This is a genomic window from Azospirillum lipoferum, from assembly GCF_024170005.1.
GTDB classification, from domain to species: domain Bacteria; phylum Pseudomonadota; class Alphaproteobacteria; order Azospirillales; family Azospirillaceae; genus Azospirillum; species Azospirillum lipoferum.
The window spans coordinates 459,046-469,566 of sequence record NZ_JALJXJ010000005.1 but is presented as its reverse complement, the minus strand read 5'-3'; the positions used below and the strand labels follow the sequence as shown (position 1 = coordinate 469,566).

11 protein-coding genes are annotated in these 10,521 nt (G+C 67.5%); 7 read left to right on the top strand and 4 right to left on the bottom strand.

What is annotated here, in order from left to right; genetic code table 11:
- Positions 1–84 precede the first annotated feature (84 nt).
- Together J2848_RS14520 and J2848_RS14515 are read right to left on the bottom strand one after the other, a co-directional pair.
- Positions 85–297: a hypothetical protein gene (locus tag J2848_RS14520; RefSeq protein WP_170307047.1), complete on the bottom strand. Its 213-nt coding sequence runs from the start codon at positions 295–297 to the stop codon at positions 85–87.
- 44 nt (positions 298–341) lie between these two features.
- Positions 342–701 (bottom strand): hypothetical protein, encoded by a 360-nt coding sequence (locus tag J2848_RS14515; RefSeq protein ID WP_149231675.1) that lies wholly within the window; start codon positions 699–701, stop codon positions 342–344.
- A 281-nt stretch (positions 702–982) separates the two neighbouring features.
- Between J2848_RS14515 and rbsD the strand changes: the two genes are divergently transcribed.
- From rbsD to rbsK, 6 genes are all read left to right on the top strand, one after another.
- On the top strand, positions 983–1,402 hold the full coding sequence (gene rbsD, locus J2848_RS14510) for a D-ribose pyranase (RefSeq protein WP_149231674.1): 420 nt from the start codon (positions 983–985) through the stop codon (positions 1,400–1,402).
- A 29-nt stretch (positions 1,403–1,431) separates the two neighbouring features.
- Complete coding sequence (locus J2848_RS14505; protein ID WP_149231673.1) at positions 1,432–2,928, top strand: sugar ABC transporter ATP-binding protein; 1,497 nt, start codon at positions 1,432–1,434, stop codon at positions 2,926–2,928.
- Between the two features lie 21 nt (positions 2,929–2,949).
- Positions 2,950–3,891 (top strand): ribose ABC transporter permease, encoded by a 942-nt coding sequence (gene rbsC, locus J2848_RS14500; RefSeq protein WP_149231672.1) that lies wholly within the window; start codon positions 2,950–2,952, stop codon positions 3,889–3,891.
- Positions 3,892–3,975: 84 nt separating this feature from the next.
- On the top strand, positions 3,976–4,857 hold the full coding sequence (gene rbsB, locus J2848_RS14495) for a ribose ABC transporter substrate-binding protein RbsB (RefSeq protein WP_149231671.1): 882 nt from the start codon (positions 3,976–3,978) through the stop codon (positions 4,855–4,857).
- A 78-nt stretch (positions 4,858–4,935) separates the two neighbouring features.
- Complete coding sequence (locus tag J2848_RS14490; RefSeq protein ID WP_149231670.1) at positions 4,936–5,952, top strand: LacI family DNA-binding transcriptional regulator; 1,017 nt, start codon at positions 4,936–4,938, stop codon at positions 5,950–5,952.
- The gene (rbsK, locus tag J2848_RS14485) at positions 5,949–6,890 is read left to right on the top strand and encodes a ribokinase (protein ID WP_149231669.1); all 942 of its coding nucleotides are present in this window, start codon (positions 5,949–5,951) and stop codon (positions 6,888–6,890) included. The genes J2848_RS14490 and rbsK overlap by 4 nt, the downstream gene beginning before the upstream one ends.
- A 6-nt stretch (positions 6,891–6,896) precedes the next feature.
- Here the strand turns inward: rbsK and J2848_RS14480 are convergent, their stop codons facing one another.
- Together J2848_RS14480 and J2848_RS14475 are read right to left on the bottom strand one after the other, a co-directional pair.
- A complete protein-coding gene (locus J2848_RS14480; protein WP_149231668.1) occupies positions 6,897–8,648 on the bottom strand; it encodes a SulP family inorganic anion transporter in 1,752 nt (583 codons plus the stop codon).
- Between the two features lie 98 nt (positions 8,649–8,746).
- Entirely contained in the window at positions 8,747–9,007 is a 261-nt protein-coding gene (locus J2848_RS14475; RefSeq protein ID WP_149231667.1) for a helix-turn-helix domain-containing protein, read from the bottom strand.
- A 184-nt stretch (positions 9,008–9,191) separates the two neighbouring features.
- On the opposite strand from J2848_RS14475, the gene J2848_RS14470 reads away from it, so the two are divergent.
- Positions 9,192–10,361 carry a M20 aminoacylase family protein gene (locus J2848_RS14470; protein ID WP_149231666.1) on the top strand — a complete coding sequence of 390 codons (1,170 nt, stop codon included), beginning with the start codon at positions 9,192–9,194 and terminating at the stop codon, positions 10,359–10,361.
- The last annotated feature ends 160 nt before the right edge of the window (positions 10,362–10,521 follow it).

Sequence of the window (10,521 nt, the reverse complement as noted above, 5' to 3'; positions counted from 1 at the left end):
CGAACAGACGCGCCCGATGCGCATGGCCCGACAGGGGGTGATGATAGAGCTTCATGTCCAACTCCGGTGATCCGTCGAACGGGGTCATTCCCGTTCCGCATCACCAGACTGCTGCATCCACCCCATGGCGGGAATGACCGGACTTGGCACTTCATCATTGCGTGGGATGGAATAACCTGCCGCCCATCCTGCGGTCGCGCCCTGCCGGACGCTTTTTTCGGCGGTCACCCCCACGGCGACGATGACGGCCGAGAGACGCTCGTGACGAGATCCGATGAGAAGCGGATCAAACCTCAAGCGTCTCTCGGCAGACTTCGCAAACGCTCACCTATCGAGTGCGATCATTTGCGAGGGCATTTCTTGACTTCGTCTTCGCTGATCGAGAACGCATAGGCTTCCGTTCCCGACAGGGTGACGTTGCGCAGGACACATTTCCGGCCCTTCTTGTCCTTCATGCTGACATCCCAGGTGCCGGGCTTGACGTCGCTGAGTTTCAGCCGTTCATCCGCCTCCACCGTCTTGTCCTTGTCGTTCAGCGTCTGGTTCTTGCCCCATTTGTTGGTGCCGGGCTCGGCCAGCTTCAGTTCCGTGATGGTCTCGCTGGTCAGGTTCCAGAACTTCAACGTCTGGGCCGTCTGGGCCTGTGCGGCGGTGGTCAGCGATCCCACGCAGAGAGCAAGAATGAGACTGTAGCGCTTCATGGCGTTTCCCCCTTGGCTTATGCCGGAGTTCCCAGTTTGGCCACGTGTGAGGCAGACGGGAAATTGGACATTGGAATTAGCCGCACACGCGAAAAAGATGTTGGTGGGGTGCGCCTTGGATGGTGACCGAACGTCATCTCCACCCCCGCACCGTTTCACGGCGATACACTATGACCTCCGCACCCCGCACAATTGGTGCGTCGCAGCAAAGCAAACGTTTGCGCAAACGTTTCGATGACGCTAGGGTCACCCCGCCCTGCCCAGTTTGGAGCCGCTTTGCCATGAAACGGATTGGTCTTCTCAATGCCCCGCTCAGCCACGCGATCGCCTCGCTGGGCCATACGCAGGCGTTGGCGATTGCCGATGCGGGGCTGCCGATTCCGGTGGGGCCGGAGCGGATCGATCTTGCGGTGATGCCGGGGCTGCCGTCCTTCCTTCAGGTCCTCGACGCAGTGGCGGAGGAAATGATGGTGGAGCGCGTGGTGATCGCGGCCGAAATGGCGTCCATCAACCCGTCCCTGCGTGCGGAACTGGCCAGACGGCTGGGCGACATGGCCGCCGCCCAGGGCCGCGCCATTGCGCTGGACGAGGTTCCTCACGAGGAGTTCAAGCGGCTGACGGTCGCCGCATCCACCGTGGTGCGCACGGGCGAATGCAGCCCCTACGCCAACATCCTGCTCTATTCCGGCGTAACCTTCTGACCGCAGAGGGCGTTATGGCAGAGGGCGTAATGGAACCCCAGTCCGGATTCCTGCTCGACCTCCAGGGGGTCGGCAAGGGCTTCAACGGCGTGACGGTGCTGGACGGGGTGGATTTCCGCCTGCGCGCCGGCGAGGTCATGGCCCTGATCGGCGAGAATGGCGCCGGCAAATCGACGCTGATGCGGATCATCACCGGCATCGTCCAGCCCGATTCCGCCAGCGCCATGACGTTCCGCGGCCAGTCGGTGAAGTTCACCGCCCCGCGCCACGCGATCGACGCCGGCATCGCGATGATCCACCAGGAACTGAACCTGCTGCCGCACCTGTCGGTGGCCGACAACATCTGGCTGGGGCGCGAGCCGAGGAACCGGCTGGGCCTGATCGACCGTGGCCGCATGCGGCGCGAGGCCAAGGCCCTGCTGGAGCGGCTGCGCCAGACCATCGACCCCGACCGGCCGGTCGGCAGCCTCAGCGTCGGCCAGCAGCAGATGGTGGAGATCGCCCGCGCCCTGTCGCTGAATGCCGAACTCATCATCATGGACGAGCCGACCGACGCCCTGACCGACGTCGAGACCGCCGTCCTGTTCGAGGTGATCCGCAGCCTGAGGGCCGACGGCAAGGGCATCGTCTACATCTCGCACCGGCTGGGCGAGATTTTCGCGCTGTGCGACAGCGTCACGGTCCTGCGCGACGGCCACATGGTCCATCGCGGCGCCGTCGCCGACCTGGACGAGGCGGCACTGATCCGCCACATGGTCGGCCGCTCCATCACCGACCAGTATCCCTACCTGCCCTGCCCAGCCGGGCCGGAGCGACTGGCGGTGGAAGACTTGAGCGCCGAGGGGGTGAACGGGGTCAGCTTCACCGCCGCGGGCGGCGAGATTCTCGGGTTCGCCGGGCTGATGGGCGCCGGCCGGACCAAACTGGGCAAGGCGATCTTCGGCGCCAGCCGTCTGCGCGCCGGCAGCGTCCGCGTCGATGGGGCCGAGGTTCGGCTGCGCCATCCCCGCGACGGTGTGGCCGCCGGCATCGCCTATGTGCCCGAAGACCGCAAGGCGGAGGGGCTGATCCAGGCCCATTCGATCCGCACCAACATGTCGCTGGCGGCGCTGACCCAGCTCTGCGGTCCCGGCGGTGTCGTCCGGCAAGGCGACGAGCGCACCGCCGTCGACCGCTTCATGGCGGCCTTCTCCGTCAAGGCGCATGGCATCGGCGCGGAGGTGCGGACGCTGTCCGGCGGCAACCAGCAGAAGATCTCGCTGGCCAAGGCGCTGATGCTGTCGCCCAAGGTGGTGATCCTCGACGAGCCGACGCGCGGCGTCGATGTCGGCGCCCGGCGCGAGATCTACGGCCTCATCAACGACCTGAAGGCCAAGGGCCTGTGCATCCTGCTGATGTCGTCGGACATGCCGGAACTGCTGGGCCTGTCGGACCGCATCCTCGTCATGGCGGGCGGGCGGATCACCGGCCGTTTCGGCCGGGACGAGGCGACCCAGGAAAAGATCATGGCCTGCGCCATCGCCTGACGGCCAGGAAGAGAGACGACGATGACCACGCTGATACGCTTCCTGTCCCGCAACAAGCCGCTGGTCGGCCTGATCGTGCTGATGGCCGCCGTCGCGGTCATGAGCCCCAGCTTCCTGACCGTCGACAATCTGCTGAACATCCTGCGGCAGACCTCGATCAACGCGGTGATCGCGGTGGGCATGACCTACGTCATCCTGTCCGGCGGCATCGACCTGTCGGTCGGCTCGGTGCTGGCCTTCTGCGGTGCCGTGTGCGCCTGGCTGGTGGCAGGCGACCTGTCGATCTGGCTGGCGATCCCGCTCAGCCTGCTGCTGGGCGCCGGGTTGGGTGCCGTCAACGGCATCGTCATCGGCACCGGCGGCGTGCAGCCCTTCGTCGCGACGCTGGTCGCCATGACGATGCTGCGCGGCGCCACCCTGGTCTTCACCGACGGGCGGCCGATCACCACCGGGACCGGTGCGGCGGCCGATGCCTTCTGGAGCGTCGGCGGCGGCTATCTGCTCGGCATTCCGGTGCCGGTGGTGGTGGCCGCCGTGGTCTTCGCCGTCTGCGGCCTCGTCCTGACCCGCACCCGCTTCGGCCGCTACACCTATGCGGTCGGCGGCAACGAGGTGGTGGCGCGGCTGTCCGGCATCCGGGTCAATCTGGAAAAGACGACGATCTACGCCCTGTCGGGCCTGCTGGCGGCGCTGGCCGGCGTCATCCTGACCGCGCGGCTGGAAAGCGCGCAGCCGACTGCCGGCGCGGGGTACGAGCTGGACGCCATCGCCGCGGTCGTGGTCGGCGGCACCAGCCTGTCCGGCGGCAAGGGCACCCTGTTCGGCACGCTGGTCGGCGCCCTCATCATCGGCGTGCTGAACAACGCGCTGAACCTGATGGATGTCTCCTCCTATTACCAGATGATCGCCAAGGGCGCGGTCATCCTGCTCGCGGTGCTCGCCGACAGCCGCAAGTCGTCGTGAGGCGACCCCGTTTCCAGATCGGCATCCCCCGGTTCACTTGGGGTCCAACTGCACCAACAAGAACGATGAGGAAGGAATCCAACCATGCGTAAGCTTCTGACCGCGGCCACCGTCGCCGCCACCGCCCTGTTCGCCTCCGCCAACGCCCAGGCGGCCGACACCATCGCGCTCGTCGTCTCGACCCTCAACAACCCCTTCTTCGTCACGCTGAAGAACGGCGCGGAGAGCAAGGCCAAGGCGCTGGGCTACAACCTGCTGGTCCTCGATTCCCAGAACGACCCGGCCAAGGAGCTGGCCAATGTCGAGGACGTGGTGAACAAGAAGGTCAAGCTGCTGCTGGTCAACCCGACCGATTCCGACGCCGTGCGCTCGGCGGTCCGTTCGGCCAACCGCGCCAAGATCCCGGTGGTGACGCTCGACCGCTCGGCCAACGGCGGCGAGGTCGCGTCGCACATCGCCTCGGACAACGTCGCCGGCGGCCGGATGGCCGGCCAGCTGGTGGTCGACATGCTGAAGGGCCAGGGCGCCGTGGTGGAGTTGCAGGGCCTGCCGGGCGCCTCGGCCGCCCGCGACCGCGGCAAGGGCTTCCACGAGGTGGTGGACAAGGCCAGCGGCCTGAAGGTGGTGGCGAGCCAGCCGGCCGACTTCGACCGCACCAAGGCGCTGAATGTGATGGAGAACATCCTCCAGGCCCAGCAGAAGATCGACGTGGTCTTCGCCCACAATGACGAAATGGCGCTGGGTGCCGCCAAGGCGATCCAGGCGTCCGGCCGCAAGATCCCGGTGGTCGGCTTCGACGGCACCGACGAGGGCGTCGCCGCGGTCAATGCCGGCGCCCTGGCGGCGACCGTCGCCCAGCAGGCCGGCCTGATCGGCGAGAAGGGCGTCGAGACCGCCGACAAGGTGCTGAAGGGCGAGAAGGTCCCGGCCTTCACGCCGGTTGAGTTGAAGATGGTGACGAAGTAAAGCACGAGCCCGTCCCTGCCGGCACGGCCGACGAGGCTTGCACCGGCAGGGACGGAGCCTGTTGAGGAGAGCGGCGGCATGGTGACGATCAGGGATGTGGCCCGTGAGGCCGGCGTGTCGATGAGCACCGTTTCCCACGTCATCAACGCCACCCGCTTCGTGGCACCGGAAACCGAACAGCTGGTACGCGCCGTCATCGACCGGCTGGGCTACACGCCGAACGGAATCGCCCGCGCACTCAAGGGCAACCGCACCCGCACGCTCGGGATGATCGTCACGGCCAGTTCCAACCCCTTCTTCGCCCACGTCATTCATGGGCTGGAAACGGTCAGTTCCGACCGCGGCTACAGCCTGATCCTGTGCAACACCGACGACGAGCCCGACAAGCAGCTGCGCGCCTTCGAGGCGCTGCACAACCGCCGGATCGACGGGCTTGCGGTGATGACCAGCAACGCCGATCCCGAATTCCTCGACGACGTGCAGGGCCGCGCGAAGGATCTGCCGCTGCTGCTGCTCGACACCGATCCGCGCCCGGGCGCCTGCACGGTGACCGACGATTCGGTTCTGGGCGGACGGCTCGCCGCCCGGCTGCTGACGGAGCGCGGCTTCCGCCGCATCGCCTGCATCACCGGGCCGGGGCGCCATCCCCGCTCCCGCGCCCGGCTTGCCGGCTTCGTCGAGGAACTGGGCAAGGCCGGTCTGACGCTGGAACCGGCGCTGCTGCGCGAGGCGGACCTGACGATCCCTGGCGGCTATGCCGCGGCGGCCGACCTGCTCGACTCGGGCGAGGCGCCGGAGGCGGTCTTCGCCTTCAACGACCTGATGGCCGCCGGCGTGCTGCGCGCTGCGGCGGAGCGCGGGCTGGCCGTGCCGGACCGGCTGTCGGTGCTGGGCTATGACGACATCGAACTGGCCGCCTATCTCACCCCGCCGCTCTCCACCATCCGCCAGTCCGCGGGCCTGCTCGGCGCCCGCGCGGCGGAGTTGTTGATCGACCATCTCGAAGACGGCCGGCCCCTGCCGGACCTGTTGTCCCTGCCGCCCGACCTCGTGCTCCGCGCCTCGGTCGGCTGGCCCTGCGCGAGGCTTTCATGACCGCAAATCGTCCCCCCATTGACCGCCCTATCGTCGTCTTCGGCAGCGTCAACATCGACGTCTGCGCCTATTCCGACCGTCTTCCGCGTCCCGGCGAGACCGTGCACGGCACCGGCTATGCCATGGGGCTGGGCGGCAAGGGCGCCAACCAGGCCGCAGCATCCGCCCGCCTGGGCGGAACGGTCGAGATGGTCGGCCGCACCGGCGGCGACGCCTTCGGCGAGATGGCACGCAGCCGGCTGGCCGGCTTCGGCGTGCGGACCGGCCATCTGGCGAACGACCCGGCCAATCCCACCGGCATCGCGGTGATCGGCGTCGACGGCTCCGGCGAGAACTGCATCACCGTGATCGGCGGCGCCAACATGGCGGTGAGCGAGCAGGATGTGGCCCAGGCCGCCCCGCTGTTCGGCACCGCCGCCGTCCTGCTGCTCCAGCTGGAAATCCCGCTCGCCGCCGGTCTGGCCGCGGCATCCGCCGTGCGGGCCGGCGGTGGCCGCATCATCCTGGACCCGGCACCGGCTCCGCATGGCGGGCTGGCCGCCGACGTCTTCCAAGCCGTCGACGCGATGACGCCGAACGAGACCGAGACGGAATCCCTGGTCGGGCTGCGGCCGACCACCCCGGACGAGGCCGCCGCCGCCGCGGAACGTCTGGCCGAGCGCGGCCTGTCCATCGCCATCGTCAAGATGGGCGGGAAGGGCGTCTATTTCCGCGGCCCGGGCCAGCGGGGCTTCATCCCACCCTTCCCGGTGACGGCGATCGACACGGTGGCGGCCGGCGACTGCTTCAACGGCGGCCTCGCCTTCGCGCTGGCGCGTGGCGACGATCTGGCCGGCGCCGTGCGCTTCGCCTCCGCCTGCGGCGCGCTCGCCACCACCCGCTCCGGAGCCGCGGATTCGGCCCCGACGCTGGCGGAGGTGGCGGCGCTGATGGGGTAATTGCCCCTACACAGCATCCTGCTGAACCACGCCGCCCCCGGCATTCGGACCGGCATCGCCGCGCCGCAGCTTGTGCAGGCCGACCTCGATCGTCCGTTCATAGCCGACCAGGGGCGGCTTGAGCCCGTGGTTGAACAGCTCCTGCCGCAGCGTGTGGCTGGTCCCGGTCAGGATCACCTTCACGCCGCGGCGGGCCGCCTTGTGGGCAAGGCCCTCGATCGTGTTGGCGGCGGTCGAATCGAGGAACGGAACGGCACTGAAATCGACGATCAGGACACGGTGGGTGTCGGAGATGCGATCGAGCACCGATCCGATCGACGCCGCCGCCCCGAAGAAGAACACGCCGGAGATGCGGTAGATCACCACCTCGGGATCGGCGGCGGCCTGATCGTAGGGCTTGCGGGCGACGATGGCGCCATCCGCGCTGTCCTCCGCCACAAAGGGCGTCTGACTCTCGATCGCCGTGATCGTCGACATGCGGTGGATGAACAGCACGGAGCCGAGCGCGAAGCCGATGACGATGGCTTCGGTCAGGCCGGTGAAGATGGTCAGCAGAAAGGTGGTCAGCAGCACCGCCGCATCCCCGCGCGAGCCACGCAGGAGCGAGGCGAAGGCCGGCTTTTCCACCATGTTCCAGGATACGACGGCCAGGACGCCGGCGAGGCTGGCGAGCGGGATGAAGCTGGCGAGCGGTGCGGCGACCAGAATGAAGACCAGCAGAAAGACGGCGTGCAGCATGCCGGCGACCGGCCCGTGGGCGCCGGCGCGCACGTTGGTCGCCGTGCGGGCGATGGTGCCGGTGACGCAGATGCCGCCGAACAGGGATGACGCGACGTTGGCGACACCCTGCCCGACCAGTTCGCAATTCGAGCGGTGGCGGCGTCCGGTCATGCCGTCGGCGACCACCGCCGACAGCAGCGATTCGATGGACCCCAGCAGCGCGAACGAGATGGCGCTCGGCAGCACCGCCTGAATCTTCTCCAGGCTGATCGCCGGCAGGGTGGGCATCGGCAGACCGGAGGGAATGCCGCCGAATTTGGTGCCGATGGTCTCGACGTTCAGGCCGAAGGCAGCGGTGATGGCGGCACTGCCGGCGACGGCGATCAGCATGCCCGGCCAGTGGGGCCGCAGCGCCTTCAGGCCGGTGATGACGCCGACCGTCGCCAGGGCCAGACCGACCGAGGCCGGATCGGCCGTCGGCAGGCCCGACCACAGCACCGGCAGCTTCTCAAGCAGCGGCCCTGGTTCCGGCCCGGCCAGGGTCAGGCCGAGCAGATCCTTGATCTGGCTGGCGAAGATGATCACGGCGATGCCGGCTGTGAAGCCGACCGTCACCGGATAGGGCATGAACTTGATGTAGGTGCCCAGTTGCAGCAGGCCGATGGCCGCCAGCATCAGGCCGGACAGCAGGGTGGCGAGGATCAGCCCGTCCATGCCATGGGCCTGCACCGTGGCGGCGACCAGCACGATGAAGGCACCGGCGGGACCACCGATCTGGAACCGGCTGCCGCCCAGGGCGGAGACGAGAAAGCCGCCGAAGATCGCGGTGTAGAGCCCCTGTGCAGGCGACGCGCCCGACGCGATGGCGATCGCCATCGACAGGGGAAGCGCCACGATCGCCACCGTCAGCCCGGCAATGGCGTCGGCGCGGAGATGGGAGAGCCCGTAGCCCTCGCGCAGGATGGTGACGAGCTTGGGCGTGAACAGCTCGGCGAAGCTGGGCTGGTGGCTTGGTTGATGGGGAGTCGGTGCGGTCATCTGTCCGGCGGCCTTCTGGATAAGGCGGCGGGATCGTCGGCATCAGGTCGGCGGTCGCCGTCGCGCGGTCGATGGGGAGGGGCGCCAGGGCCCGGGCATTAGAGCTTTGGCGTCGGCGTCTTCAAACGGACACCGCGGCCACCGGCAACGCTCTGCGCGTTGTCGCCGATCAGTTCGATGCCGGCGGAATCGAGAGCCTCCACCACCCTGGTCAGGCTTTCGACGACGCCGCGCACATTGCCGTCGCTCGCCTCCATGCGCTGGATGGTCGGGACGGACAGGCCGGCCAGTTCGGCCAGCGTCTTCTGATCGATGCCAAGGAGCGCACGGGCGGCGCGCAGCTGCGATGCCGTGATCATTCCCTACCCCGCTGATACATGCAAATCGGTATCTGATATATACATCATGATGTTTTAAACGTCATTAAAGATGTTTGAGATCCGTGCCGGGGGCGGACACCCCCGACGAAATAGACCGTTCCGGTTCCGGTATAATTTCGGCAGGATTGGACCAGGGCTTAGCCGAAACAAAGGGATAGGGACGATGGACGGGATGGTGACCGGGCTGGAGCGGCTGACGGCGGACATGACGGCATGGCGGCGCGATCTGCACGCCCATCCGGAAACCGCCTTCGAGGAGCAGCGGACCAGCGACTTCGTGGCGGAGAAGCTGGCCTCCTTCGGGCTGGAGGTTCACCGCGGCCTCGCCAAGACCGGACTGGTCGGAATCCTGCGCAACGGCGACGGGCCGATGGTCGGCTTCCGCGCCGACATGGATGCGCTACACATCCATGAGGAGACCAACCTGCCCCACAGCTCGCGCAATCCCGGGCGCATGCATGCCTGCGGCCATGACGGGCACACGGCGATGCTGCTGGGTGCGGCCCGCTATCTGACCGAACACCCCGACCTGTTCCGCGGCACCATCGTCTTCATCTTCCAGCCGGCCGAGGAGAATGAGGGCGGTGGCCGGGTGATGGTGGAGGAAGGGCTGTTCGACCGCTTCCCCGTCGAGAAGGTCTTCGGCATGCACAACTGGCCGGGGCTGGAGGTCGGCCGCATCGCGCTGCGCCCCGGTCCGCTGATGGCCGCCTACGACATTTTCGAACTGACCCTGACCGGCAAGGGCACCCACGCCGGCATGCCGCATATGGGGACCGACACGATCATGGTCGGCAGCCAGATCGTCTCCGCCCTCCAGACCATCGCCAGCCGCAGCGTCCATCCCATCGATTCGGCCGTCGTCAGCGTCACGCAATTCCACGCTGGCGACACGTGGAATGTCCTGCCCGGCACCGCGGTGCTGCGCGGCACGGTCCGGACCTTCCGGCCGGAGGTACAGGATCTGGTACAGCGCCGCATGGGCGAGGTGGCGACCGCCATCGCCGCCGGATTCGGAGTCGAGGCCAGCCTGCGCTACGAGCGGCGCTATCCGCCCACCACCAACAGTGCCGCGGAGACGGAACTGGCCCGGCGGGCGGCGGCACGCGTGGTCGGAGAGGAAGCCCTCGACCTCGATCCGATGCCCAGCATGGGGGCGGAGGATTTCTCCTTCATGCTGCAAAAGCGGCCGGGCTGCTACATCTGGGTTGGTGCCGGACCGTCCGACCAGGGACGGAACCTGCACAGCCCGCATTATGATTTCAACGATGCGGTGCTGCCGATCGGCACCAGCTATTGGGTGCGGCTGGCGGAAACCGTCCTGTCGAAATGATCCAGATCATGTACAAACGGGTTCAATTCCCGATTGGAGCGCACGACATGAGGAAATTTCCGCGGAAAAATCTTGGGAATTGCATGCGTGTGTCCATTGTCCCATAGTTCTTGGGGAAATGCAGGGCCCTGGCCCGAAAGGGAAAACGGGCCCGGCGGAT